At 63.5% G+C, this 23,728-nt stretch carries 26 protein-coding genes; 11 read left to right on the forward strand and 15 right to left on the reverse strand.

Annotation, left to right across the window (positions count from 1 at the left end):
* Window position 1 precedes the first annotated feature (1 nt).
* Together HUTA_RS02045 and HUTA_RS02050 are read left to right on the forward strand one after the other, a co-directional pair.
* Window positions 2-853 carry an isoaspartyl peptidase/L-asparaginase gene (locus tag HUTA_RS02045; protein WP_012795479.1) on the forward strand — a complete coding sequence of 284 codons (852 nt, stop codon included), beginning with the start codon at window positions 2-4 and terminating at the stop codon, window positions 851-853.
* Window positions 854-1,062: 209 nt separating this feature from the next.
* The gene (locus HUTA_RS02050) at window positions 1,063-1,689 is read left to right on the forward strand and encodes a hypothetical protein (protein WP_012795480.1); all 627 of its coding nucleotides are present in this window, start codon (window positions 1,063-1,065) and stop codon (window positions 1,687-1,689) included.
* A gap of 9 nt (window positions 1,690-1,698) precedes the next feature.
* Here the strand turns inward: HUTA_RS02050 and carA are convergent, their stop codons facing one another.
* Window positions 1,699-2,742 (reverse strand): glutamine-hydrolyzing carbamoyl-phosphate synthase small subunit, encoded by a 1,044-nt coding sequence (gene carA, locus HUTA_RS02055; protein ID WP_012795481.1) that lies wholly within the window; start codon window positions 2,740-2,742, stop codon window positions 1,699-1,701.
* A gap of 102 nt (window positions 2,743-2,844) precedes the next feature.
* On the opposite strand from carA, the gene HUTA_RS02060 reads away from it, so the two are divergent.
* From HUTA_RS02060 to HUTA_RS02070, 3 genes are all read left to right on the forward strand, one after another.
* Window positions 2,845-3,258: an Lrp/AsnC family transcriptional regulator gene (locus HUTA_RS02060; RefSeq protein WP_012795482.1), complete on the forward strand. Its 414-nt coding sequence runs from the start codon at window positions 2,845-2,847 to the stop codon at window positions 3,256-3,258.
* Window positions 3,259-3,525: 267 nt separating this feature from the next.
* Window positions 3,526-4,089 carry an NUDIX hydrolase gene (locus HUTA_RS02065; RefSeq protein ID WP_012795483.1) on the forward strand — a complete coding sequence of 188 codons (564 nt, stop codon included), beginning with the start codon at window positions 3,526-3,528 and terminating at the stop codon, window positions 4,087-4,089.
* A gap of 96 nt (window positions 4,090-4,185) precedes the next feature.
* Window positions 4,186-4,383 (forward strand): heavy-metal-associated domain-containing protein, encoded by a 198-nt coding sequence (locus HUTA_RS02070; RefSeq protein ID WP_012795484.1) that lies wholly within the window; start codon window positions 4,186-4,188, stop codon window positions 4,381-4,383.
* A gap of 30 nt (window positions 4,384-4,413) precedes the next feature.
* Here the strand turns inward: HUTA_RS02070 and HUTA_RS02075 are convergent, their stop codons facing one another.
* The 3 genes from HUTA_RS02075 to HUTA_RS02085 all read right to left on the reverse strand — a co-directional run bounded on the left by HUTA_RS02075 (window position 4,414) and on the right by HUTA_RS02085 (window position 6,900).
* Window positions 4,414-6,105 carry a histidine kinase N-terminal 7TM domain-containing protein gene (locus HUTA_RS02075; protein WP_012795485.1) on the reverse strand — a complete coding sequence of 564 codons (1,692 nt, stop codon included), beginning with the start codon at window positions 6,103-6,105 and terminating at the stop codon, window positions 4,414-4,416.
* 48 nt (window positions 6,106-6,153) lie between these two features.
* A complete protein-coding gene (locus HUTA_RS02080; protein WP_012795486.1) occupies window positions 6,154-6,405 on the reverse strand; it encodes a hypothetical protein in 252 nt (83 codons plus the stop codon).
* A gap of 198 nt (window positions 6,406-6,603) precedes the next feature.
* The gene (locus tag HUTA_RS02085; RefSeq protein WP_012795487.1) at window positions 6,604-6,900 is read right to left on the reverse strand and encodes a DUF5789 family protein; all 297 of its coding nucleotides are present in this window, start codon (window positions 6,898-6,900) and stop codon (window positions 6,604-6,606) included.
* A 173-nt stretch (window positions 6,901-7,073) separates the two neighbouring features.
* Here HUTA_RS02085 and HUTA_RS02090 point away from each other — a divergent pair, with 173 nt between their 5' ends.
* Window positions 7,074-7,745 (forward strand): MBL fold metallo-hydrolase, encoded by a 672-nt coding sequence (locus tag HUTA_RS02090; protein WP_012795488.1) that lies wholly within the window; start codon window positions 7,074-7,076, stop codon window positions 7,743-7,745.
* Between the two features lie 24 nt (window positions 7,746-7,769).
* On the opposite strand, the gene HUTA_RS02095 is transcribed toward HUTA_RS02090, so the two are convergent.
* The 4 genes from HUTA_RS02095 to HUTA_RS02110 form a co-directional block, all read right to left on the reverse strand.
* Complete coding sequence (locus tag HUTA_RS02095) at window positions 7,770-8,084, reverse strand: DUF7126 family protein (protein WP_012795489.1); 315 nt, start codon at window positions 8,082-8,084, stop codon at window positions 7,770-7,772.
* Window positions 8,084-9,001: a glutamine-hydrolyzing GMP synthase gene (guaA, locus tag HUTA_RS02100; protein ID WP_012795490.1), complete on the reverse strand. Its 918-nt coding sequence runs from the start codon at window positions 8,999-9,001 to the stop codon at window positions 8,084-8,086. The genes HUTA_RS02095 and guaA overlap by 1 nt, the downstream gene beginning before the upstream one ends.
* The gene (locus HUTA_RS02105) at window positions 9,001-10,659 is read right to left on the reverse strand and encodes a CTP synthase (RefSeq protein WP_012795491.1); all 1,659 of its coding nucleotides are present in this window, start codon (window positions 10,657-10,659) and stop codon (window positions 9,001-9,003) included. The genes guaA and HUTA_RS02105 overlap by 1 nt, the downstream gene beginning before the upstream one ends.
* 63 nt (window positions 10,660-10,722) lie before the next feature.
* Window positions 10,723-11,565, reverse strand: a complete 843-nt coding sequence (locus HUTA_RS02110) for a hypothetical protein (protein WP_012795492.1) — start codon at window positions 11,563-11,565, stop codon at window positions 10,723-10,725.
* A 100-nt stretch (window positions 11,566-11,665) separates the two neighbouring features.
* Between HUTA_RS02110 and HUTA_RS02115 the strand changes: the two genes are divergently transcribed.
* The gene (locus HUTA_RS02115) at window positions 11,666-12,484 is read left to right on the forward strand and encodes a PspA/IM30 family protein (protein ID WP_012795493.1); all 819 of its coding nucleotides are present in this window, start codon (window positions 11,666-11,668) and stop codon (window positions 12,482-12,484) included.
* A 58-nt stretch (window positions 12,485-12,542) separates the two neighbouring features.
* Here HUTA_RS02115 and HUTA_RS02120 read toward each other — a convergent pair whose 3' ends face one another.
* On the reverse strand, window positions 12,543-12,776 hold the full coding sequence (locus tag HUTA_RS02120; protein WP_012795494.1) for a YgaP family membrane protein: 234 nt from the start codon (window positions 12,774-12,776) through the stop codon (window positions 12,543-12,545).
* Between the two features lie 182 nt (window positions 12,777-12,958).
* Between HUTA_RS02120 and HUTA_RS02125 the strand changes: the two genes are divergently transcribed.
* Window positions 12,959-14,821 carry a threonine--tRNA ligase gene (locus HUTA_RS02125; protein ID WP_012795495.1) on the forward strand — a complete coding sequence of 621 codons (1,863 nt, stop codon included), beginning with the start codon at window positions 12,959-12,961 and terminating at the stop codon, window positions 14,819-14,821.
* 82 nt (window positions 14,822-14,903) lie between these two features.
* Window positions 14,904-15,338 (forward strand): universal stress protein, encoded by a 435-nt coding sequence (locus HUTA_RS02130; RefSeq protein ID WP_012795496.1) that lies wholly within the window; start codon window positions 14,904-14,906, stop codon window positions 15,336-15,338.
* Between the two features lie 29 nt (window positions 15,339-15,367).
* Here the strand turns inward: HUTA_RS02130 and purM are convergent, their stop codons facing one another.
* The 5 genes from purM to HUTA_RS02155 all read right to left on the reverse strand — a co-directional run bounded on the left by purM (window position 15,368) and on the right by HUTA_RS02155 (window position 20,603).
* Entirely contained in the window at window positions 15,368-16,399 is a 1,032-nt protein-coding gene (gene purM, locus HUTA_RS02135; protein ID WP_012795497.1) for a phosphoribosylformylglycinamidine cyclo-ligase, read from the reverse strand.
* 208 nt (window positions 16,400-16,607) lie between these two features.
* A complete protein-coding gene (locus tag HUTA_RS02140) occupies window positions 16,608-17,795 on the reverse strand; it encodes a GNAT family N-acetyltransferase (protein ID WP_012795498.1) in 1,188 nt (395 codons plus the stop codon).
* Between the two features lie 37 nt (window positions 17,796-17,832).
* Window positions 17,833-18,471 carry a zinc metalloprotease gene (locus HUTA_RS02145; protein ID WP_012795499.1) on the reverse strand — a complete coding sequence of 213 codons (639 nt, stop codon included), beginning with the start codon at window positions 18,469-18,471 and terminating at the stop codon, window positions 17,833-17,835.
* Window positions 18,468-19,967 carry a TraB/GumN family protein gene (locus HUTA_RS02150; protein WP_012795500.1) on the reverse strand — a complete coding sequence of 500 codons (1,500 nt, stop codon included), beginning with the start codon at window positions 19,965-19,967 and terminating at the stop codon, window positions 18,468-18,470. The genes HUTA_RS02145 and HUTA_RS02150 overlap by 4 nt, the downstream gene beginning before the upstream one ends.
* A gap of 66 nt (window positions 19,968-20,033) precedes the next feature.
* Window positions 20,034-20,603 (reverse strand): class I SAM-dependent methyltransferase, encoded by a 570-nt coding sequence (locus HUTA_RS02155; RefSeq protein WP_012795501.1) that lies wholly within the window; start codon window positions 20,601-20,603, stop codon window positions 20,034-20,036.
* A gap of 262 nt (window positions 20,604-20,865) precedes the next feature.
* Between HUTA_RS02155 and sucC the strand changes: the two genes are divergently transcribed.
* Window positions 20,866-22,011 carry an ADP-forming succinate--CoA ligase subunit beta gene (gene sucC, locus HUTA_RS02160; protein ID WP_012795502.1) on the forward strand — a complete coding sequence of 382 codons (1,146 nt, stop codon included), beginning with the start codon at window positions 20,866-20,868 and terminating at the stop codon, window positions 22,009-22,011.
* Window positions 22,008-22,877: a succinate--CoA ligase subunit alpha gene (sucD, locus tag HUTA_RS02165; RefSeq protein ID WP_012795503.1), complete on the forward strand. Its 870-nt coding sequence runs from the start codon at window positions 22,008-22,010 to the stop codon at window positions 22,875-22,877. The genes sucC and sucD overlap by 4 nt, the downstream gene beginning before the upstream one ends.
* 18 nt (window positions 22,878-22,895) lie before the next feature.
* Here the strand turns inward: sucD and HUTA_RS02170 are convergent, their stop codons facing one another.
* A complete protein-coding gene (locus HUTA_RS02170) occupies window positions 22,896-23,693 on the reverse strand; it encodes a hypothetical protein (protein ID WP_012795504.1) in 798 nt (265 codons plus the stop codon).
* Between the last annotated feature and the right edge of the window lie 35 nt (window positions 23,694-23,728).

The following is a 23,728-nucleotide window of genomic DNA, read 5'->3' on the forward strand; positions in this document are numbered from 1 at the left end:
CGTGCAAGTGATCGCTCACGGAGGGGCCGGGTCCTCACCCGATGATCCGTCTTCCCGCCAGGCTGTCCTCGACGACGCTGCTGCGAGCGGCCTCGAAGCGGAGACGCCCCTCGACACTGTCGTCGCGACCATCGCTCCGCTCGAATCCGACCCCGCGTTCAACGCTGGCGTCGGAAGTGCCGTACAGAGCGACGGGACAATTCGGACCGACGCGGGCGTGATGACCGACGACGGAGAGGTCGGTGCCGCCTGTGCGATGACCGGCGTCGAACACGCAATCGACGCCGCGTGTGCCGTTCTCGAAAACACACCACACGTGCTCCTGGCCGGGGAGCGAGCCGTCGAGTTCGCTGGGGCTCACGGGATCGAGACCGACGCCGATCTCTGGACGGACCGCACCCGGGATCGGTGGGGAGCGACCTCCCAACCGGGCGAGTCGGTCGCCGACCAACTCGCGTGGCTCGCCGAGCACTTCGACGGCCACGACACCGTTGGCGCGGTGGCGACCGACGGCGAACGGATCGCGGCGGGTACCTCGACCGGCGGGCGCTGGGGTGCACTCGCGGGGCGCGTCGGTGACGTCCCACAGGTCGGGGCCGGCTTCTACGCCTCGCCGGCGGGTGGCGCAAGCGCGACCGGAGCCGGCGAAGACATCGCCCGCGACGCACTCGCACGGGCAGCCGTCGACCGACTGGAAGATGGACAACAACCCCAGACCGCAGCTGAAGCAGCGATAGCTTCGTTCGAAGGATCCGCGGAGGGAACTGCCGGCGTCATCGTCCTGGATACTGACGGCAACGCCGGAGCGGCCTACAACAGTGACGCGATGCAGACAGCAACCGCCGGGTTGTGACCGAGAGTCAGGGGTAGTTGCCTAATTCCGATATTTGCCATTTTGGCCGAGATTCTTTTAGCAATTTTAATTTATTGTCGCTTAGATCCAGCATAATTAATCTTCACAGCGGCTAATACCGACACAGCCGTAACGCTGAAATCGGTCAGGGAGGATCACTCTGCCATGCAACGATCGAGCGGGTCCCGAGGGGATGGGTGGAGGCGACAATGATCGACCAGCGGATCGTCGACAGAGCCGAGACCCTCGCCGAAATGGCACCGGACGATTCGGTGACAGCGGAGGTACTAGCCGGTCGGGAAGGACGCTTTACGACGGCCACACCGCTTGCAGCACCACCGGTGACGTACCTCGAAGACACGGAGGCACCAGCGTACGTCCTGACGAACAAGAAGCGAGGTATCGGGCTCGGATCGAAACGAAATACGACAGCCCCAGCGGGGGAGCGACGGACAGTCATCCTGGTCACCGGGCGGCGGACGCTCTGTCTGGTCGGTGGGGAATCGTCCGACGATGTGATCGAAGTTCCCCACGAGTCAGTTGCAAAGGCCGTTTACAGCACTGGCTTCCGTGGCCACCGAATCGGACTGCGAACCCCTCGCCAGCAGTATCACTGCTGGATTCACCGAAATACGAAAGAATCGCTGCTTGAGGCATCGACCGAATTCATCGAAGCGCGACAGCCGGAGGACCCGGAGCCGCTCGATGGCGACGACGCGAGTCGACTCACGTATCGAGGGCGTCCGGTCACGCGCGAGCAGCTGGCGGATCAATCCGAACAATCAGCCGACGACCGTTCTCTCACGTATCGTGGACAGCCACTCGAGGATTCCTGAGTGGGGCTACTACTCGACCAGTGCGAGCACGTCGTCGAAAAACGCAAGCGAGTCGTTGGGGCCCGGATTCGCCTCGGGGTGGTACTGGCGGGTGATGATGTTCAGGTCGTCGTTTTCTAAGCCTTCCGGCGTGTCGTCATTGACGTTGATCTGGGTCACCTCGAGCGTCTCGCCGGGATCGGCCACCGTGTAGCCGTGGTTCTGGGTCGTCATCACGACCTGGTCGGTCCGGAGATCGCGGACCGGTTGATTGACGCCGCGGTGGCCGAACTCCATCTTCTCGGTGTCGCCACCGAGGGCGTTCGCGACGACCTGCTGGCCGAGACAGATACCAGCCAGCGGGAGATCCCCGACGTATTCGTCGACGAGTTCGGCCGCGGCCTCGAAGTTCTCGGGATCGCCGGGCCCGTTCGAAATGAAGAGGAGATCGGGGTCCAGATCCTGGACCGCTTCGGGCGTCGTGTCGTACGGCAGGACGTGGACGACCGCATCGCGTTCGACCAGTGACTCCTGGATCGAGCCCTTCGCGCCACAGTCGATCAGCGCGACATCGGGGCCGTCGCCGCCTTCGTTGTAGACGACGGGTTCACTCACGCTGACCTGGTTCCCGATGTCCGCGTGGTCGCTCATGTGCTTGCACTGCCGGAGTTCGGCCAGGGCATCTTCCTCGGTGGCATCCTCACCGGCCGCGATCCCGCACTTCATCGCGCCCTCGTCGCGGATCTCGGTCACGAGTTCGCGCGTGTCGATGTGATCGACGGCGGGCCGCCCCTCAGTCTGGAGCCACTCGGCGACGTCGTCGGTCAACTCGCGGGCGACGACCGCGCGCGGGTGGACGCGATCGGACTCGAATCGCTCCTCGCGGACTCCGTAGTTCCCGATCAGTGGGTACGAGAAGGTGAGGATCTGTTCCTCGTAGGAGGGGTCCGTCAGGCTCTCCTCGTAGCCGGTGTAGGCAGTCGTAAAGACCAGTTCGCCACGGGCCGTTCCCGGCGAGCGAGCGCGGGCTTCGACGACGCGCTCACCCTCCAGGGCCACATAGGCATCCGTCATTACGAGATCCGTATGAAAGGTCGGCAGATAAGCGTTGCTTTCGAAGAATCGTTACGAAATTCGTAATCCTCAAGTGATGACCCGCAGTAGCTACCAATCTCGATGGACGATCTGGACAGGGAAATTCTGAGTATCCTCCGGCGCGACGCTCGCACCCCCTATACGGAGATCGCAGACGACGTCGGCACCTCCGAGGGGACCGTCCGGAATCGGGTCGAGCAGCTCGTCGAGGACGGAACCATCGAACGGTTCACCGTCGCGACCCAGACGGGTAACGTCAAGGCGATGATCGAGATCGCCGTCGACGTCAATGTCGACCACAACGCCCTCGCGGACACCTTCGTCGAGTGGGCCGAGGTCGACTTCGTCTGGGAAGTCAGCGGCGAGGAGGACGTCGTGTTGATCGTCGATTGCACCGACACCAGCGAGGTCAACGAGCTCATCACGCGGGCACGTGAACGCGACGAAGTTATGGGGACGAAGACGAGGCTGATCCTCGAGGAGCGCGTTGGATAGTGAGCGGTTGTCGGGTTGTGTCGAGGATCCGCCGAGTGTGGCTGATCCTCGAGGAGCGCGTTGGATAGTGAGCGGTTGTCGGGTTGTGTCGAGGATCCGCCGAGTGTGGCTGATCCTCGAGGAGCGCGTTGGATAGTGAGCGGTTGTCGGGTTGTGTCGAGGATCCGCCGAGTGTGGCTGATCCTCGAGGAGCGCGTTGGATAGTGAGCGGTTGTCGGGTGTCGGAAGCGAAGACTGTTTGAACCAGCCTTCCTACGTGATAGCTATATGAGTACGGAGGCAGATTCGACGGTCACTCACGAGAATGCGGGCGAAGACGTCATCGCGGTCGACGCAGAGGACAACCCTGAAGATCTCGTCAATCGGTTGGACGCCCATACCGGTGAAGGGATTCGTCACCGGGCGTTTACCGCGCTGTTGTTCGATCAGGATGACAACATTCTGCTCGCCCAGCGCTCGCCCGAGAAACGACTCTGGGACACGTACTGGGACGGGACTGTCGCCTCCCATCCCGTCGAAGGGCAGACGCAGGTCGAAGCGACTCGCCAGCGTCTCGAAGAGGAACTCGGTGTCACACCCGACCAGTATGACAACCTGGACGTGACCGACCGGTTCGAGTACAAGCGCTACTACATGGACGAGGGCGTCGAGTACGAGGTCTGTTCCGTGCTACAGGCCACGCTGACCGACACGTCCCTCGACCCTGATCCGGCCGAAGTGGCTGGCCTGATGTGGGTGCCCTACGATCGTCTCTACGAGAACCCGCGCTGGTATCGGCAACTCCGGCTATGCCCCTGGTTCGAGATTGCGATGCGACGCGATCTGGAGTGAGCGGCGTCAATATATTTTCCGTCGAAAGTTCAGGAGGTGTCTCACTTTGACGTCTGAGCCGAAATCCCGAAAAAGCGGAGTCCCCTACCCACGGACATGGCATTGACGATCACTGTCACCGGCATGAGCTGTGAACACTGCGAACAGACCGTTCGAGAGGCACTACAAGCCGTCGACGGGGTGACGAACGCGACAGTCGATCGCGAGGCCGAACAGGCCACCGTCGAGGGGGCGGACGACCCCGGCGTACTCGTCGCGGCTGTCGAAGACGCCGGCTACGAGGCCGAAGCCTGACTGCCGAGACCGAAGCAGCGGGGTCGTCGACTACTTGGAACTATCGTCACCGCGGGGGAGCCGAACGACGACAGTCGTCCCTTCGTCAGTGATTTCGAAGGTGATCGTCCCTCCAACGGTCCGGACGATCCAGGCGACGAGCCAGAGGCCGATCCCGCTGCTGTGTTCGAGGGGCGTCTCACTGCCACGTTCGATGACGGTACGCTCTTGCTCGCCGATCCCAGGGCCGTCGTCAGCGATCCGAACCGTCACCCCGGAGTCATGAGCGTCAGCCTCGACATTGACCCGGACCGTTGGATCGGCATCGTTGTGCTCGATGGCGTTGTGCAGCAGTTCCTCGAACGCGAGACCGATCGAGGCCCCACTGTTGACCCGGATCCCACTCGCAGCTGCGGGGTCGAACTGAATGTGTGCCGACGGGTGTGCTCCCTGGATCGTCCCGATCGCGTCGCGAAGTGTGAGTTCGAGGTCGACCGATTGTGCACCCTCAGCGTCGAAGGCCCGGGTCAGCGTCCCGACCTTGTCGCTACGGTCGGTGACTGTGTCGACGGTGCCCATGATCGTCTCGACGTGGCGCTGGACCGCCGGTCCATCGACCACTTCGGCAAGTAACTCGGCGTGACCCCGTATCACGTTCATCTCGTTGCGCAGATTGTGACGTAACAACCGGTTGAGTACGTCGAGTTGCTGTTCTCGACGGGTCTGATCAGTGACGTCCCGGAGACTAAGGATTCGCGTCTCCACATCGCCGAACGGGCGTTCGATGAGCGACTGCTGAACGTCGTACTTTCGAACAGTCCCGTCAAGTTCGAGGGGCACGACGCGATGATACTCGATCGCTCCGTCGGGGAGTGTGTCGGCGAGCGTCGGCGCGACAGTCTCGAGGGGCCGACCGATCACATCGTCAGCCGTCGTGTCCAGCGTCTCGAGGGCTGCCTGATTACAATCGGCGACAAACCCTGCTTCGTCAACCATGAACACGAGATCCTCGAGTTCGGACAGGATTTCGTCGCGGCCGTGTTCCCGTGTCCCGGCGGCGACAGCGAGTAACTGTCGGCGTAAGATCGCCACGGTGAGAATCGCGCCGGTCGCGACGAAGGCAACCCCCGTTGGGTCGATGCCGCGGGGCACGAACCGAAAGAGAAACGCGGCCTGAGCGACCACCGGGACGGTGATCGATGCGAGGAGAGCCGTACTCTGGGCCCGAAAGAGTGAATCCGTACGGAGCGACAATCTGACGAGCAGAAATGCCCCCAATGCAATCAGGAGGTGCGAATAGCTCACGTGTGCCCAGTATGCGAGGCCCCGTGTCGCGAACACCCCTGTCCCACCGCCGGCAAAGACGATATCAACAGAGCGCAACACCACCTGATGGGGGTTCGTCCAGACGAGCAAAACGAACGCGATCGGTTCGATCAGGAGCGCACCCAGTTGACGCACACTCAAATACCGGTCGCGCCCGGTGTATTCGACTGTCAATAACAGCCAGGAGATCGGGATGATCGTCGTGATGGACAGCCGTAGCTTGGCCCAGAATAGCGTACTCGCCGCGCTGCCGGCGGCAATACTGAGTCCTTCGGTAAACGACCACATCGCTGCGCCGAGCAACAGGAGAGCGAGGGGTCCGGCACCTGGCGTTTCGCGGTGCACCAGCGCGTACATCGCGACACCAGTGCCGATGATGCCGGCGAAGAGGACAACTGCCAGATAGATAGCCGCCATTACGCTAGATCGACGGCCGGCAAGAGCAAAAGGATTGATGCTGTGGGTTCATTGTGATCGCCGTGAGCGGAGTGCCGTCCAGACGCCGAGCAACCCCAGTCCGACCGCCGGCACTAGCGGCACAACCAGATAGGCGTCCCGCAGACTGAACCCGACCAGGCCGATGAGTCCCCGGGCCGACGGCAGGACGATCAGCGACCACGGGATCACGACCAGTGCAATCGCCAGTGCCCCGAGCACCAGCCAGCTCCCGAAGGATGAATCGGTCTCGGGCGGCGTCCGTTCCGGCGAATCAACCATGGCGCGCCATCGGGGTGGGGCGGACAAAAACCTCGGGATCGGGGATGGCGTCCCGGACACTCGAGGGATCCCGGCAGGATGGCCCCTGACGCGTTCCGACAGTCACGTTCGATGTGCAGATCAGGACACTCGGTTGTGACGATATCGATTTCAGTGACGGATCGCTACAAAACGACGGCACCCACTAACGACGGTGCCTCAGAACGATTCCGTCTCGGCGCTGAACATGTCCGAATCCATGCCCGTCCCGCCGCGGTCGTCGTAATACTTCCGGCCGATGAAGCCGTCCTCCAGGCCGCCCAGAAGCGTGGTGTAGAGGCCGTCAGCCGAGTGATACGCGGTTTCGTTCGTCCGCTCGAGGACACTCCGGATCGTGACAACGTCACCGACCGGTGACGTCAGTTCGACATCGCCCAATTGTTCGACGACTGTGTCGTGATCGGCCGGATACTCGAAGGTCTGCTCGAATAGCTGTCTCGTTTCTGAGTGGCGCATCTGTGTTGACTCCACGATACCATCATGAAAAAAGGTTATGGATAGGGCAATGTCCGCCACGGGCGGCCAAACCAAGATCCAAGCGGTGGCTTCGGAAACGTAGAGCAACACCGGGAGAGACGACTGGACAACTCACAGCGGTCTTTTTGCCAGTTCGGCACGTATTGTCGGCTATGGCCACGGAACTCGCGGATGGAATCTGGTGGTTCGACCTCCGAGGTGTCAACGCGTATCTCCTCGAAGACAAGACGGGGGCGACGCTTATCGACGCTGGCGGACCGTGGACCCGGCGGGCACTGGTCAAGGAGTTGGCAGCGGTGGATACCGATCCTCGGAAGGCGACCCAAATCGCCCTCACACACTACGATATCGATCACGTCGGTGGGTTGGGTGCTTGTCGAAAGGATGGGACAGTATACGCCGGGCAACCGGATGCCGACGTCCTCAGTGGAGATCGCCGGCCAGACTGGGCCAACCGGAAGACCGCGTTCCAGCGAGCGGCCGCGCTCGTCCTATCCTCGCCCGAGCAGTCGATCGAGACGGTTGCCGATGGCGATCGGGTCGGTGGCCTCACCGTCTACGAGACGCCGGGTCATACCCCCGGGCATCTGGCGTTCGTCAGCGAGGAGCGATCCGTGGCGTTCGTCGGCGACCTGGTCCGGGAGCGCGAGGGCCGACTCGAAGCGTCGCCGTGGGCGTTGAGCCACGACACCGACGCCGTCGAATCGAGCATCCGCCGGCTGGCGGAGTTGGAACTCGACGTCGACATCCTGGCGATGGGACACGGGACGCCCTTCGTCGAACGCGGGGCGGCTCACCTTGCCGATCTCGCCGCCCGACTCTAAGGCAGACGGTGTCTCCACCGGTTGTCAGGCCAGTTCCTCGGCGACCGCTTCGGGATCCAGCAGCGCGGGATCGATCACCAGATCGGCCTGCCGGGTGGCGAACTCCGGCAGCGACCCCTCGGCGTAGACGACCACGCGGACGTCCGGGTTGTGATCCTTGGCGACGGCGATCGAAGTCGCCTGGGCCATCTCCGTCAGGAGGTAGACGTCGGTGTTCTCGATGCCGGCGTCTGCAAGTGAGGTGCCGTCAGCCACGTCGATCGCGGTGACGTCGTGACCCTCGGCGTCGATGGGATCGGCGATCTCGCTCTCGTCGGCGCCGGCGACAATGACCTGCATCACTCGTACTCGATGGTCGCGGGCGGTTTGTGGGTCACGTCGTAGACGACCCGCGAGACGTTCTCGTTCTCGCCGGTGATGCGACTCTGGATGCGCTGGAGGGTCTCCCAGTCGATCTCCTGGGCGCGAGCGGTCATGCCGTCACGAGATTCGACCGATCGGACGGCGACGACCCAGCCGTGGACGCGGTTGTCGCCCTTCACGCCGGTGGCCTTGCCGATGACAGCGGCCAGGGCCTGCCAGGGCTCGTATTCCTCGAGTTCCTCCTCGACGACGTGGTTGGCCTCCCGGGCCACGTCGAGTTTCTCCGCGGTCACCTCGCCGATGATCCGCACGGCGAGACCGGGCCCGGGGAAGGGCATCCGCTCGCTGATGATCTCCTCCAGGTCGAGTTCGCGGGCGACCTCCCGGACCTCGTCCTTGTAGAGGTCACGCATGGGTTCGACGATCCCGTCGAAGTCGACGACGTCGGGCAGCCCGCCGACGTTGTGATGGGATTTGATCGTCCCCTCGCTCTCGATGCGGTCGGGATAGATCGTCCCCTGGACGAGATAGTCAGCGTCGACCTCGCGGGCGACCGTCTCGAACTCCCGGATGAACTGTTCGCCGATGGCGTGGCGTTTCTCCTCGGGATCGGTCACGCCTTCGAGTTCGTCGAGAAAGCGGTCCGTGGCGTCGACGATCCGGAGACTGTCCATGTAGTCGAACGTCTCGCGGATCTGCTCAGTCTCGCCCTTGCGCATCAGGCCAGTGTCGACGTACACTGGCGTCAGCTGGTCGCCGATCGCGTCGTAGGCAAGCGCAGCAGCCGTCGAGGAGTCGACGCCACCGGAGAGGGCGATCACGGCCTTGCTGTCCCCGATCTGTGCGTCGATCTCGGCTTTCGCCTCCGGGATGAACGTCTCGACGTCGACCATCAGTGCTCAACCTCCTGGGGCTCGTCCGATTCAGAACTGTTCAGCACGGCCTCGACGAGGCCGACGAACGGTGGCGAGGCGCGCGTGGGTCGCGATCGGAACTCGGGATGGAACTGCGTGCCCACGAAGTACGGATGGCTGTCCGGATCGAGTTCCAGAATCTCCATCCGACGATTCGAGACGCCCGAGAACGTCATCCCGGCGGCCTCGATGTCGTCGATGTACTCGGGGTTGACCTCGTAGCGGTGGCGGTGCCGTTCCCGACACGTCGTGTCGTCGTAGAGGTCATGGGCCAGCGTTCCGGGCTCGATGTCTGTGTCCTGAGCCCCGAGTCGCATCGTCCCGCCCATGTCCTCGACGCCCTCCTGTTCGGGCAGGATGTCGATGACGGGATGGGGTGTATCCGGTTCCATCTCTGCGGAGTGTGCCCCTTCGAGATCCAGCACGTTCCGGGCGTATTCGACGACGGCCATCTGGAAGCCGAGACAGAGGCCGAGGAAGGGGACGTCGTTCTCGCGGGCATACCGCGTCGCCTCGATCTTGCCCTCGGTTCCCCGGGAGCCGAATCCGCCCGGCACGACGACGGCGTCGACATCGTCGAGTTGACCGTCGTGTCCGTCAGCGAGGTCCTCTGAGTGGACCCAGGTCGTCTCGACCTCAACGTTCGTCTCGAGGCCGGCGTGTTTCAGTGCCTCGTGGATCGAAAGGTAGGCGTCTTCCAATCCGTACTTGCCGACCAGTGCAACGTTGATCGAGCCTGTGGTGTCCTGGGTGACGAGTTCACGCCACTCGTTCTCGCGCTCGTCCGCAGAGAGCGCCTCGTCCGTCAGATCAAGCGCGTCCATGACGTACTGATCGAGGCCCTCGTCCTCGACGACCAGCGGGACCTTGTAAATGTCCGCGACGTCGGGGTTCGAGAAGACCGCGTCCGTGGGAACGTCACAGAACAGGGCGATCTTCTCTTTGACGTCGGCTTCGAGTTTGTCGTCACACCGACCCACCAGAATGTCCGGCTGCAGTCCGATCGACCGGAGTTCCTTGACGCTGTGCTGGGTCGGCTTGGTCTTCTGTTCGCCGTTCTTCGAGTACGGGACGAGCGTGACGTGGGTAAAGAGAATGTCGTCCTCGTCTTCCTCGTGGGCGAACTGCCGGAGCGCCTCGAGGTAGGGCATCCCCTCGATGTCGCCGACGGTGCCGCCGACCTCGATGATACAGACATCGCTTCCCTCGGCGACCTCGCGAATGCGCCGCTTGATGTCGTCGGTGATGTGCGGGATGATCTGGACGGTCCGGCCCAGGTAGTCGCCGGCGCGTTCCTTCTCGATGACCTCGCGGTAGACCTTTCCGGTGGTGACGTTGTGGTCCGAGGTCATGTCGATGTCGAGGAAGCGTTCGTAGTTCCCGAGGTCGAGGTCGACCTCGCCGCCGTCCTTGAGAACGTACACTTCGCCGTGCTGGTAGGGGTTCATCGTCCCGGCGTCGACGTTGAGATACGGGTCGATCTTGACCGCGGTCACGTCGAAGCCGGCGTTGGCGAGCAGGCGGCCGGTGCTCGCGGCGGTGATCCCCTTCCCCAGTCCGGACATCACGCCGCCAGTGACGAAAATGAACTTCCGACCCAGTTCCGGGTCGTAGTCGGTTTCGGGCTCGTTCGGCATACCGACGGTGGGCGGGCGCGAACCTAAACCGTTTCGGGACTGATTCGAAATCGCTCGTTTGTGTCACTCGATGATCTCGTACCCGTAACCGAGGCGGACGTTGAGATCCTCAAGCGCGTCCAGAACCGTTGCAACCTCCGCTGTCGCGATCGTGAGTCGCATCGGTGAGATGTCCACTTCGCGACCGAACGCGCGCCGAAGCCCACGGACCACGCGGGACCCGCCTGTGGGGGGTTCCCACTGGAAGACGATCTCCGATCGCTCGGGTTCGGGCTTGACCCTGCGTAGTCGTTCGAGGCTGATCGTGCGCCACTGATCCTCGTCTCGGCGTTCCCGAAGCGCGTCCCAGGTCAGTTCGTAGCGGCAGCCGTCGGTATTCCAGGATGCGAGTGGGCCATGGGGGACGATCGCTGTTCCCGGGATGTCACTGAGTTCCCGATGAAGTGTCCTGAGATACGCCTCGACCGCCTCGGCGTTGATCTCCCGGATATGCGTCTCGTGTGGGACGGATCGATAGAGCCACGAATCGTCGGTCACGACGGCGAGTTCCGCGAGTCCGAACAGCCGATCCAGCCAGACAGCCGTGTCCGATTCCGGGAGTGAAAGTGCGGTGGTGACGATATCTGCGTCGGCAGGGAGTTCGGCACGGTATTCGGGAGTGGCGTTTTCGAGAACGCGGGCGTCTTCGACCCCAGAGAGCGTCTCTCGAAGATGTGCGAGCCGATCCGCGTTCAGCGTGTCGTCGATACAGAGGTGGATGGCGGTGCCATGCCGCATGGCCACGTTGATGACGCGATTCTCGACGGCGAGACAGCCTGCAGGGTCAGCATCGTCGATGGCATCACGCTCGCGGACGACAAGTTGATGAGTTGGTTCCTGCGTGCCGAACGGTTCAGCGAGGCCCATCGTTTGGAATGCCGGCGGACACCAAATTTAATTTTCGCCCGTGTTCGTGGGTCACCACCCCCATAAAAGAAATTAAGGCAGGAGCCACCAACCAAGAAGCATGGGAATCCTTTCACGCGCCTCATACGTCATCCGCTCGAAGGTCAACTCGCTGCTGAACCGGGCGGAGAACCCCTCCGAGTCGCTGGATTACTCCTACGAGCAACTCAGAGACGAGCTACAGGACGTCAAGCAGGGGATCGCCGACCTGACGACACAGAAAAAGCGCCTGGAAATCCAGAAGCGTCGCCTCGAGGAGAACGTCGAGAAACACAACGACCAGGCCCGTGAGGCGGTCGAGCAGGGACGGGACGACCTCGCCCGCCGCGCCCTCGAGAAGAAAAAGCAGAAGATGAACCAGATCGAGGACTTGGAGACCCAGGTCGCCGACCTCCAGGGGCAGCAGGATCGATTGATCGAGCAGAAGAACGAACTCCAGAGCCAGGTCGAGCAGTTCCGTACCAAAAAGGAGACGATGAAAGCACGGTATCAGGCAGCCGAAGCCTCCTCGCGCGTCTCAGAGGCGATGACAGGTGCCGGCGACCAGTTCGAGGACGTCGGGAGGGCGATCGAGCGAGCCCAGGAACAAACCGAAGAGATGGAAGCCCGCTCGGCCGCGATGGACGAGCTTCGGGATAGCGGAGCGATCGATGACGCCATCAGCGACCAGGATCAACTCGACCGCGAACTCGAAGAAGTCCGGACCTCGGGGGCAGTCGACGCCGAGCTAGAGACGCTGAAATCCGAGGTCGGAGACGAGTCCGGCGACGAGGATGCCGAGGCAGACACGGAAGCTGACACAGCCGACGTCGACCTCGGCGACGTCGAGGATGCGGCCGTCGAAGAAGAGTTGGAGACACTCAAAGACGAGGAGAGCTGATTCGCCAAGGGCGTTGTCCGCCGACAGAAATCGTTCAGGGGGGTGGTTCCCCGGTCGATCAGGGCTGATAGGTGTCGATCCCCAGCAGGTCGTTGAGGACACATTGCTGGAGTCCACCGGTTACCACGAGAATCAGGCCAACGACGGCGAGAACTGCTGACCCGATCATCGTGGTAATCGGTCCGATCTCGTAGGTGAACTGTTCGGCGAACCCTGCAAGTGCGACAGCGAGCAACACGATCCCGACCGCGAGCCGGACGATACGGTCCATGCCACCGACGTTCTTTTCCATATGGACCACTCCGAAGGATGGATTCTCAGCCCGTCTACTTATATATTGCTCCTGATTGACGTGTCATGTGGGAGTGGGTCTGCACGTGATTCGAATCGGGTACCCCGGCCTGACGGCCGACAGGGGGCGATCGCGTGACCGCATTCGGCACCCTTTTTACCGGCGGCGGGAACGCTTTTGCTATGAGACTACTGTTCGTCCACTCGGACCATCTGGAGTTCGAGACGACTGACAAAGCGGGACCCGAGGGGCTTGCCGAGACGGAAGGCGTCCCGATGGAAGGGCGCATGGAGGACTGCGTGACGGTGTTCATCACTGTCGAAAGCGACGACGAGGCGGACCTCGACGGCGTCGTCGAGAACGCGCTGACGGAACTCGAAGACGTCGCCGGGCAACTCAACACGAACGACGTTGTGCTCTATCCGTACGCACACCTCAGCGAGGACCTCGCGGGCCCCGACGCCGCGAAGGAAGTCATGCAACGACTCGAAGCGAAGATGGAGGCGGCTGGCTACGAGATCCTCCGGGCACCCTTTGGCTGGTACAAGGCCTTCGAGGTCTCGTGTAAGGGCCACCCGCTCTCGGAACTGTCCCGCCACGTTGCGGCTCACCGAGACGAAGACGATGACGAAGCCGAATCCGAAGGAGAGCCCGACCGCGAACCCAGCGAGTGGAAGGTCATGACACCCGACGGGGACATGCAGGACGCGGTAGCGGCCAAAGAGTCGGTCGGGGAGGACCTCGTCTCGTTCATCGAGGACGAGGTCGAGGGGATCACCAGCAACGAAGGCGAGGAGCCCCCGCACGTCGACCTCATGCAGGAGAAGGGACTGGTCGGCTACGACGAACTCTCCGACGTCGGAAACCTCCGATGGTACCCCCGCGGGAAACTCGTCCGGGACGCCCTCATGGAGTACGTCAACGATCTCGTCGTCGACTACGGCGGGATGCCGGTCGAGACGCCGATCATGTACGACCTCGGCGCGCGGTCGATCGACGAACACGCCGGGAAGTTCGGCGAGCGTCAGTACCGCTTCGAGTCGGGCGATCGCCGGATGATGCTGCGCTTTGCGGCCTGTTTCGGGCAGTTCTCGATCATGCGGGACATGCACATCTCGGTCAACGACCTCCCGCTGCGTGTCTATGAGATGTCGACCTATTCGTTCCGCCGGGAGCAGCGCGGCGAAGTGACCGGCCTCAAGCGCCTGCGCGCGTTCACGATGCCGGACATGCACACCGCCACGGAGAGCATGGAGCAAGCCCGCGAGGAACTCCGCAAGCAGGCCGAACTCGCGCTCCAGACCTCCGAAGACCTCGATCTGAACTACGAGCCGGCGATCCGGATGACCCGCGAGTTCTACGAGGACAACGAGGCGTGGGTCGAGGACGTGGTCGCGGAACTCGGCAAGCCCTCGCTCATCGAGATCATTCCCGAACGCCACCACTACTGGTCGGCCAAGATCGACTTCGCAGCGATCGACGGGCTGGGCCGCCCGATCGAGAACCCCACGGTTCAGATCGACGTCGAGAGTGCCGAGCGCTTCGACATCGAGTACACCGACGGTACCGACAGCCACCATCCGCCGATCCTCCATTACTCGCCCTCCGGGGGTATCGAGCGTGTCCTGGCCGCTCTCCTGGAGGACACGGCCTCGATGGACACCCCCCAGTTGCCGACGTGGCTCTCGCCGACCCAGGTCCGGTTCATTCCGGTCAATCCCGATTCGCATTTGGACTACTGCGAAGGACTGGTCGACGAACTCGAAGACGCTGACGTACGGGCGGACATCGACGACCGCGACGAGTCCGTCGGCAAGCGTATCGCCAAAGCCGAGACTGACTGGGTGCCCTACTACGTCGTCGTCGGCGATCGAGAGATCGAGGGCGAGACGATCGGCGTCAACGTGCGCGCAGACGACGACGAGATCGACCTGACGCCCGCGGAACTCCGCGAGGCGGTCCTCGACGACGTCGACGGCCTCCCCCAGAAAAGCCGGTATCTGCCCCGGCACGTCAGCAACCACCCGAACTTCACCGGACGGTAACACAGAAACGGGGGGTTGCCCGGCACCGTGTGCCACCTTGGCACATACAACTATTTGCCTGGCGGTTCAATTTTCGGACGGTATGTACGAGACCATCCTCACGCCGACGGACGGCAGCAGCGGGACGTCCAAGACCCTGCAACACGCCACCGCCATCGCCGAAGACAACGACGCCACGATCCACGGCCTGTACGTCCTTGATCGCCGGATGTACCTCGCTGCCGACGACGACGCCCAGGACGAAGTCATGGAGTCACTGCAATCCGACGGCGAGCAGGCACTGGCTCGCCTGAGAGAGCAGGTTCAACAGGCAGGGGTCGCCGTCGAAACGGCACTGCAGGAAGGGATTCCACATCGTGGGATCCTCACCTACGCCGAGGAGATCGATGCCGACCTGATCGTCATGGGAACCCACGGTCGGACGGGGCGTGACCGACTCGCCAATCTGGGAAGCGTCACGCAGCGAGTCATCGAAAACGCCGACATTCCGGTGTTCGTCGTCGACATCGAGAACTGAACGCGATCGTTCGCCGGCGCTGAGCCCCCCTACTGGAGGTCCAGTCCGCGGATCGAGACGCCTTCGTCGCTATCGACCACGCGTCCGATGATCCGCCCGTCAGCAGTCTCCTCGACAACGTTCATCGCGTCGGCCGGATCGAAGGTTGCGACGAAGCCCGTCCCCATGTTGAAGGTCCGGTGCATCTCCGCGTCACTGACGTCCCCGACCGTCTGGACGAACTCGAAGATCGGCTGGGCGTCGAAGGGTTCCTCGATCTCGTACCGGTAGGGACCCATCCGAGTGAGGTTGCGCCAGCCACCGCCCGTGACGTGGGCGGCAGCGTGTGTCCCGTGCTCGCGAAGTGGATCGAGCAGGTCAGTGTAGATCCGCGTCGGCGCGAGGAGTTCCTCGCCGATGGTCGTGGACGGCTCGGGCGGGAACGGATCGTCGTAGTCGTGATCGCGCGTGACCGCCTCCCGCGCGAGCGTCAGACCGTTGGAGTGGATCCCACTCGACGGCCACCCGACGATCGCGTCTCCCGGTTCGGCCTCCCCAGCGAAGAGGCCGTCTTTGGGAGCCAGCCCGGCCGCGGTGCCGGCGATGTCGAGGCCGTCGATGACATCCGGCATGACCGCCGTCTCGCCGCCGATCAGCGCGATATCTGCGAGTTCAGCGCCGATCTGAAGGCCCTCACCGAGCTGGCCCGTCGTCGTGCTATCCGGCGCTTCGATCGCGAGATAGTCGACGAACGCCACGGGCTCGATGCCCGCCGCGACCAGGTCGTTGACGTTCATCGCGATGCAGTCGATGCCGACCGTCGAGTAATCGTCGAGTGCCTCGGCGACGAGCAGTTTGGTGCCGACGCCGTCAGTCGCCAGCGCGAGGTATCGATCGCCGATGTCGACGAGTCCGGCGAAGTCACCGGCGAACTCGCCCGCCGCGTCGAGCAGTGCCTCGGTCGCCGCTTCGCTCTCGTCGATATCGACGCCGGAGGCCGCGTACGTGAGTTCCTCGTCAGGTTCGTCAGTCGCATCCGACGACGACGCTCCATCGCCGTCGTCCGCCTCGTGTTCGGCCATACCCGAGTGGCCGTCCGGTGAGGCCAAAAGCCCACCGCTCCGCGTGTCGATTCTCTCACTGTTCGCCTTTCCGAGGCCCTCACTTCGTTCGGGCCTCGCTCGTTATATTTGAAGTCCCGTTCGCTTCACTTATCCCGCCTCGCTGCTCACGGCTCCCCTCGGTCGCCGTTCGCCTTTCCGAGGCCCTCACTTCGTTCGGGCCTCGCTATCAAAAGAACTCTCGCAGAAAGACCCGCTCGCTCGGGAACAACTCGGCAAGTGTCTCACGTGTCGCCGGATCGGCCGTGAGATCGCCGACGGTCGCCAGCGTGTCGGCCGATCGAGCTCCAATAACGAGACGTGACAGCGGGCCGACGCCGACGGTTACGTCAGGAGCGTCCGCTGTCACCGATCGACAGGACCCATCCCCGCCCTCGACGAGGAGTTCGTAGGTGCCGTCGTTTTCCGGTAACAGCGGATCGTCCACGGAGAGTGTGACGCGCTCGTCAAGACCGTCGGGATACGGGATCGCTTCGAGCGCCGCCGGAACGTCTGTGAGGCGAACCATCGGCCCCGGAAGCAGTTCGACATCGGCGGCCTGGGGGTCCCCGAGGGTGTCGAAAAGAACCGAATCGCCCGGTCGAGCGAACGAGACGGAATCGACCTGGGAATCGTGGTCGCCGAGGAATCCGAGTACTGCGCGGTAGGCCGCGTGATCGCGTGCGCCGTGGTACTTCACGTCGAGTTCAGCGGCGTCGTCACGTTCCACCGAGTAGACGACGTATCCGGCCGGGGTATCGTCACGATAGTACGCGTAGGCGTGGCGTCTGTCTTCACCCCACTCGTGGAAGATCCGGCGTCGCCACCACTGCTCCGAACGACGCATCGACAGCGTCTCCCCCCGTCCAGCTGCCAGGTGGCTCTTCCGAAGATCCCGCCAGTCATCCGGTTCGACGGGCCGGAACTCGCCAGGTTCCTCTGAAACGCCAGCGAGCGTTTCGGGCGGGACCGTGTAACGGGTGATCTCGTTGGCCGTCGCCCAGCCGAACTGTCGGTAGAACGCCGTCGAGAACGGCCACAGCGTCACCAGCGGGACGACCTCGAACGTCCGAAGTGATTCCCGAAGCATTCGCCGAACGTTACCCTCCCGGCGTCGTTCCGGTGGCGTTGCGACGGCACCGTGACCCCCGACAGTGGTCCATTCACCCCGCACCCGCATCTCGAAGGTGTAGTGAATGCAGATGCTCGCCGGTTTCTCCTCGTCGAAATAGCCGTATCGGGTCCCGATCGGCGGATGATCGTCGCCGTCCTCACCGGCATCCGTGACGTGGGGGCCGTCTTCGGCATGAAACGCGTACTGCCGAATGCGGTCGAACGCCGTGCGTTCAGCCGCCGATATCGGGCGAAACTCGCGCATGAACGTGGGTCTCACCGGGGGGAAAAGAGCGTATCGTTCAGAATCCGAAACCGAACAAGCCGGCGATCGCGAGCACGATCGACGGGACCGCGACAGCGAGGTAGACACCGCGGTTCCACTCGAGAACGGTACGCCCATCGAGAGGTCCATACGGAATCATGTTGAAGCCGGCCAACAGGAGGTTGATCGTGACGCCAAAGGAGGCCACCGAGCTGATCGTCGGGCCGGCCAGGAGCGCAAACGGCGCGAAGGCAGCCGCCAATGCCAGATTCGTCACTGGGCCCGCCAGCGCGATGAGTCCGGACTCCCGGGGCGTGATCCGGCCCCGATGGACGACCGCACCCGGCGCGGCGAAGAGAAACCCCGCCATCGCCGAGACGAGTGCGAGAAACAACATGCCGTAGTCGGCCTGGAAGGCGGCGATCTGTCCGAACCGGATCGCGACCACCTTGTGGGCGAGTTCGTGGAGCATGAATCCGACGCCGACCGTCAGGAGACTCGTGAGGAGGGACTCCCCGAAGGCCGCGATCACGGCAGTCGGATCGGGCGCGTAGGACCACCGTTCGAGCAACCGTGGGTTCAAAAAGAGGGTGAAGGCGACGCTCAGAATGAGCCACGCCGCAAAGAGGTCCAACAGTTCTTTCCGGGAAAACCGGATCGAGCGGAGTTCGATCATCCGACGAGATTCCAGAGCATTTCAGCCCCGTTCCGCGCACCCATTATCAGCAGTTCAGCGACCTCGCCGACGCCACCGACCTCGTTGGACATGAGTGGCAGGATCGTGCTCGCAAACAGCATACTCGCGATGAAGCTCCCGATATTCGTGAGTGCGACGATCAGGATGAGCCTGAATAGCGGCACTTCCCGCATCCTGGCGACCAGTTCGGGGATCGGTAGCTCCTGATCGTCGAGCAACTCGTTGAGCCGGCTGATGTCCGAGACGTTGACATCGAGATAGCGCAACTCGACGTAGCCGGCGAACCAGCCCGGGGCGAGCAGTGGGTTGACGCTCGTCAGCCAGGCGACCGCACCGCCGACGCCCGCACTGCTCCAGTGTGCGCCGGCTACCTTTGCCAGCGCAGCCGCGATGATGCCGTTGACGAGGAACCACGCTGCGAACAGCCTGAGCAACCAACCCTGATTAGCGCCGCCAAGCAGCAGCAAAACGAAGAACGCCCCGAACCCGAGCGTGAACAGATACCCAAGGATCTTGTAGAGTGAAAACCGCCGGCCGGAAATCGTCCCTGTCAGTGAATCCATCGGCGGTAGCGTTTCGGGGTTGTCCAGATAGCCCTGGATCCCCGCACGGTGGCCGGCCCCGACCACGGCGACGACATCGGCCCCCGCCTCCCGGAGCCCCACGAGCTGGTGGGCGATATAGGCGTCCCGCTCGTCGATCAGTGCCTCGGCACCGCCCGGCGAAAACCGCCGAAACTCCTCCATCATCGCGGAGACGACGTCAGTGTCGGTCAACTGTTCGATGTCGAACTCCTCGACGTCCTCGTCTTCGAATCCCGAGAATGCGGCCAACAGCGGGAGGGCGATCACCGTCCCGACACCGCCAGCCAGGAGGAGAACGTCGATTGCACTGGCAAACGGAACCGAGAGACCGACGGCCCCGAGGACTGAAACGCCAAGCGCGGAGCCGAGGATGCCGACGAACAGCCCGACCATGAGGCCGACCGTCCAGGCTGCGGCCCATGGGCCACCGATGCCGGCGAGCATCCCGCCGAAGAGCTTGAGTTTCTCCAGGCCAGTCAGTCGCTTCCAGAACCGCTGGACCGTCGTCTGGATATCCCGGTCGACCAGCGCGACGTCGATACCCGCCGCTTCGGCCGTCTCGACGCCGGCCATCATGTCCGCGCCGGGCGTCACGTCGAAGCGGTCGCCGAGCCGGGCCTGGACGTACGACAGCATCCAGTACGCCAGGAATTGAAAGACAGTGTTCCCTTCGAGAAGGTCGCTCGCCTCGATATCGTCGGGTGATTCGCCTTTGAGCTGTCGATAGCGTCCCTCGTCAAGTTCGACGGCGACGACATCGGGTTGCTCGTCCTCGATCGTCCGCTCGACGCGCTCGGCGCTCTCCGCCGAGACGTGTGCCGTCCCGAGAAGATGGACCGAGCCCTCGCCACCGGCCCCGGACGGTTCCGGTGGATCGACCGTGTCGCTCATTGTATAGGTTAGGACACCCCGCCTCCTTACGATTGTCGGGACACGCCGACGATCCCCACCCACCGATCACGCTGAGGACGGCTCGTAGCGTGCCGAAACGACAAGTGTCTCCCGGCGTTCCCTCGTTCGATCGATCGCGAACCCGTGTTCGGCGAGGTGCTCGGCGACTGTCGCCGCGTCGTACCGCTCAGCAAGCGGCGGGCCGCGCTCACCCACACCCTCGGCCGACCAGTCGGCGACCGCAACGCGGCCACCCGGCTCGATCACCCGAGCGAGTTCAGCGAGCGCGCGGTCGCTGACAAATTCGTGGTAGGTCATCGTCGAGTACGCCGCGGGAAGTGCGTCCGTCCCGACCGGCAGTCTGTCGACACTGGCAGTGAGCCGGTGGACGTTTGCCGGACGACCGAACTCCTCGAAGACGGCGTGCATCGCCGGCTGGATGTCGATCGCCAGCACCGAATCGACGTGGGTTGCGACCGATCGGGTATAAAAGCCGGTCCCGCTACCGAGGTCAGCCACGCAGTCCGTCGCCTCGAAGTCGAACAGCCCCAGCAATTCATCGACCGAGAGATACGCGTACCGAGAGTCGTCCTCCAGCGAATCCGCGCGGTCGATGTCGAACGTGTGATGGCCCATACTCGTGATTCGGTGTTCGAGGCCAAAAGCTACCGGCTACCGGCCATACGTCGCCCGCTATCGTGCCGAGGCCAGCGAGACCAACTGTCCGCAGGTACTGACGGCGTGAAGGCACCGTACTGGTTCGAACGCGATCTGGAAGTACGTGCGCCCCAGCGTGGACGCGTCACCCCAGGCGAGAAAGCGGAAGGTACTGCCGGTAGTATGTGAAATGGTACCAGAAAGCGGGATTTAAGCGTCCGCCGCTCGCCGGTCGTAATACATGCGACTCCACGAGTACCAGGCAAAGCGCGTATTCGCCGAGGCCGGGATTCCGGTCCCAGATGCAACTCTCGCGACGACCGTCGAGGAAGCGGTCGACGCGGCAGGAGAGATCGGCTTCCCGGTGGCGATCAAAGCACAGGTACACGTCGGCGGGCGGGGCAAGGCCGGCGGGATCAAACTTGCCGAGGACGCCGACGAGGCTCGGGAAGCGGCCACGGACATCCTCGGGATGGATCTGAAGGGCTACACCGTCGATCGCGTCTTGGTCGAGCAAGCGGTCGACTTCGTGAACGAACTCTACGTCGGCGTGACGATGGACCGCGGGGCCGGCAAGCCGGTCGCGATGGTCTCGACGAAGGGCGGGGTCAACATCGAGGAGGTCGCCGCCGAGAACCCCGACGCCATCGCGCGCGAACACGTCGATCCGGCCTACGGCCTCCACCCCTACCAGGCTCGCAAGGCTGTCTACGACGCGGGCGTCGACCGCGAGGTGGCCGGTGATGTCGCCTCGATCCTCTCGACGCTGTACGACCTTTGGGACGAGAAGGACGGCAGCGACGCCGAGATCAACCCCGTGATGATCACGGACGACGACGAGGTCATCGCCGCCGACGCCGTGTTCAACGTCGACGACGACGCGCTCTTCCGGCAGTCCGAGATCGCCCAACTGGAAGGCGAAACGACCGACGACGACCTCGAGGCGATGGCCAACGAGTACGGCTTCGATTACGTCCGGCTTTCGGGCAACGTCGGCATCATCGGCAACGGCGCGGGCCTGGTGATGACGACGCTCGATCTCGTCGATCATTACGGCGGATCGCCCGCGAACTTCCTCGACATCGGCGGCGGGGCCAAAGCTGGCCGCGTCCGCAACGCCCTGGAGGTCGTCTTCGCCGACGACAACGTCGACAGCGTCGTGTTCAACATCTTCGGCGGGATCACCCGCGGCGACGAGGTCGCCCGCGGTATCAACGAGGCCCTCGAAGAGTTCGACACGATTCCCAACCCGGTCACCGTTCGACTCGCCGGCACCAACAGCGTTCAAGGCATGGAGATACTCAACACCGATCTCGTGACCGTCGAGGAAACGCTCGAAGAAGCCGTCCAGCGTGCTGTCGCCGACGCCGAGGAGGTGGCACAATGAGCATCCTGGTTGACGAAGACACTCGCGTCATCGTCCAGGGGATCACCGGCGGCGAGGGCGAGTTCCACGCCGAGCAGATGATCGAATACGGGACGAACGTCGTCGCCGGCGCGGTCCCGGGTAAAGGCGGCCAGGAAGTCCACGGTGTCCCCGTCTACGACACCGTCGATCGGGCAGCACGCGAGGAGGACGCCGACGCCTCGGTCGTGTTCGTCCCGCCCGCCTTCGCTGCGGACGCACTCTTCGAAGCGCTCGATGCACCACTTGATGTTGTGGTCGCGATCACGGAAGGCATCCCGACCCAGGACGTCAGCGAGGTGTACGCCGAACTCGAAGACACTGACACGCATCTGGTCGGACCGAACTGCCCCGGCGTGATCACTCCCGGCGAGTCGAAACTCGGCATCCTGCCGGGCAACATCTTCAGCGAGGGCTCGGTCGGACTTGTCTCGCGATCCGGCACCCTGACCTACCAGATCGTCGATAGCCTGACCGAACGCGGGATCGGCCAGACGACCGCCGTCGGCATCGGCGGCGACCCGATCGTCGGGACGGGCTTCATCGACGCGCTTGAACTGTTCGAAGCAGATCCGGAAACGGAGGCCGTCGTAATGTGCGGCGAGATCGGCGGCGAGGACGAGGAAGCGGCGGCCGAGTACATCGCCGAGGAAATGGACACCCCCGTCGTCGGGTTCATTGCGGGCCGGACCGCCCCGCCGGGCAAGCGCATGGGGCACGCGGGCGCGATCGTCTCCGGCGGTGGCACGGGGACAGCACAGAGCAAGATCGACGCCCTGGAGGCCGCGGGCGTCGAAGTCGGCGAGACGCCGAGCGACGTCGCCGACCTGGTCGAAGACATCGCCTAGCCCGACGGCGGAAAGCGTCTAGTAGTGACGGAACAGCAACTGGCGCACGTCGTCCTTTGTCCGGGCCGATTTCGTCGTCCCGTCGGGTAGATCGACCTCGTAGGGGGCATCGCCTTCCCCCTTGCGCCACTTTTCACTGTGGTCGTCCAGGAGTTTGTTGACCGATGCGAGCGGTGACGTCGGGGTTGATTCAGCCTGGGATTCCGATGCCGATTCGTCGCCATCATTCGACCCGTCGCTATCCACCGATCCGGCGGTCGTCTCGTCGGCCCCGTCCATTTTGTCCGTCTCGTCGGCGTCCGTTTTGTCCGTCTCGTCGGCCCCGTCCGTGTCTGTCCCGGCGTCCCCTTGCGAGGGGTCCCCGGTTGTAGCTGGCGAGTCCTCGTCGATTCGCGGTCCGCCGGGAGTCTCGGGAGGACTGTCGGCATCGAACTCCCCAGCCGACGCAGAATCGTCGGCCGCCGACACCTCGTCTTCCTCGGTCTCTGTGTCCGCCGCCCGGAGTCGCTCGGCAAGCGTCTCCGGACCCAGCGCCGCCAGCAAGCGCCCGCGCATCTCCGCGGCCTCGATGCCGCTACCTGGAACCGCATCGACCTCGCTCGCGACGTGCTGGAGCGTCGGGTACGTCGCGGTGGCGACTTCCTCGTAGGCGGCGACGACCGCCCGTTCCTCGGGTGGCGTATAGGTATCGAGTAGGTACTCGATCGCGTCCTGTGGTCGGGTCTCACCGTACGTCTCGACGTACGCGGCTTCGACCTCGCGGCGCACCGCGTCGAGTCGATCCTGCTGGCGTTCGGTAATGGATAGCTCGGGCATTGTCGAGGGCAACGACGGCCTGTGCCATAATTCCG

It is taken from the genome of Halorhabdus utahensis DSM 12940, from assembly GCF_000023945.1.
GTDB lineage: Archaea > Halobacteriota > Halobacteria > Halobacteriales > Haloarculaceae > Halorhabdus > Halorhabdus utahensis.

Bases quoted from the DNA above. Each gene is read 5' to 3' on its own strand.
- HUTA_RS02050 (WP_012795480.1), top strand. From the start codon at position 1,063: ATGATCGACCAGCGGATCGTCGACAGAGCCGAGACCCTCGCCGAAATG.
- HUTA_RS02090 (WP_012795488.1), top strand. From the start codon at position 7,074: ATGGCCACGGAACTCGCGGATGGAATCTGGTGGTTCGACCTCCGAGGT.
- HUTA_RS02170 (WP_012795504.1), bottom strand. From the start codon at position 23,693: ATGCCCGAGCTATCCATTACCGAACGCCAGCAGGATCGACTCGACGCG.
- HUTA_RS02070 (WP_012795484.1), top strand. From the start codon at position 4,186: ATGGCATTGACGATCACTGTCACCGGCATGAGCTGTGAACACTGCGAA.
- sucC (WP_012795502.1), top strand. From the start codon at position 20,866: ATGCGACTCCACGAGTACCAGGCAAAGCGCGTATTCGCCGAGGCCGGG.
- HUTA_RS02110 (WP_012795492.1), bottom strand. From the start codon at position 11,565: ATGGGCCTCGCTGAACCGTTCGGCACGCAGGAACCAACTCATCAACTT.
- HUTA_RS02115 (WP_012795493.1), top strand. From the start codon at position 11,666: ATGGGAATCCTTTCACGCGCCTCATACGTCATCCGCTCGAAGGTCAAC.
- HUTA_RS02085 (WP_012795487.1), bottom strand. From the start codon at position 6,900: ATGCGCCACTCAGAAACGAGACAGCTATTCGAGCAGACCTTCGAGTAT.
- HUTA_RS02125 (WP_012795495.1), top strand. From the start codon at position 12,959: ATGAGACTACTGTTCGTCCACTCGGACCATCTGGAGTTCGAGACGACT.
- HUTA_RS02065 (WP_012795483.1), top strand. From the start codon at position 3,526: ATGAGTACGGAGGCAGATTCGACGGTCACTCACGAGAATGCGGGCGAA.
- HUTA_RS02105 (WP_012795491.1), bottom strand. From the start codon at position 10,659: ATGCCGAACGAGCCCGAAACCGACTACGACCCGGAACTGGGTCGGAAG.
- purM (WP_012795497.1), bottom strand. From the start codon at position 16,399: ATGGCCGAACACGAGGCGGACGACGGCGATGGAGCGTCGTCGTCGGAT.
- HUTA_RS02140 (WP_012795498.1), bottom strand. From the start codon at position 17,795: ATGCGCGAGTTTCGCCCGATATCGGCGGCTGAACGCACGGCGTTCGAC.
- guaA (WP_012795490.1), bottom strand. From the start codon at position 9,001: ATGGTCGACGTCGAGACGTTCATCCCGGAGGCGAAAGCCGAGATCGAC.
- HUTA_RS02130 (WP_012795496.1), top strand. From the start codon at position 14,904: ATGTACGAGACCATCCTCACGCCGACGGACGGCAGCAGCGGGACGTCC.
- HUTA_RS02150 (WP_012795500.1), bottom strand. From the start codon at position 19,967: ATGAGCGACACGGTCGATCCACCGGAACCGTCCGGGGCCGGTGGCGAG.
- HUTA_RS02060 (WP_012795482.1), top strand. From the start codon at position 2,845: ATGGACGATCTGGACAGGGAAATTCTGAGTATCCTCCGGCGCGACGCT.
- sucD (WP_012795503.1), top strand. From the start codon at position 22,008: ATGAGCATCCTGGTTGACGAAGACACTCGCGTCATCGTCCAGGGGATC.
- HUTA_RS02075 (WP_012795485.1), bottom strand. From the start codon at position 6,105: ATGGCGGCTATCTATCTGGCAGTTGTCCTCTTCGCCGGCATCATCGGC.
- HUTA_RS02095 (WP_012795489.1), bottom strand. From the start codon at position 8,084: ATGCAGGTCATTGTCGCCGGCGCCGACGAGAGCGAGATCGCCGATCCC.
- HUTA_RS02120 (WP_012795494.1), bottom strand. From the start codon at position 12,776: ATGGAAAAGAACGTCGGTGGCATGGACCGTATCGTCCGGCTCGCGGTC.
- HUTA_RS02080 (WP_012795486.1), bottom strand. From the start codon at position 6,405: ATGGTTGATTCGCCGGAACGGACGCCGCCCGAGACCGATTCATCCTTC.
- HUTA_RS02145 (WP_012795499.1), bottom strand. From the start codon at position 18,471: ATGATCGAACTCCGCTCGATCCGGTTTTCCCGGAAAGAACTGTTGGAC.
- HUTA_RS02155 (WP_012795501.1), bottom strand. From the start codon at position 20,603: ATGGGCCATCACACGTTCGACATCGACCGCGCGGATTCGCTGGAGGAC.
- carA (WP_012795481.1), bottom strand. From the start codon at position 2,742: ATGACGGATGCCTATGTGGCCCTGGAGGGTGAGCGCGTCGTCGAAGCC.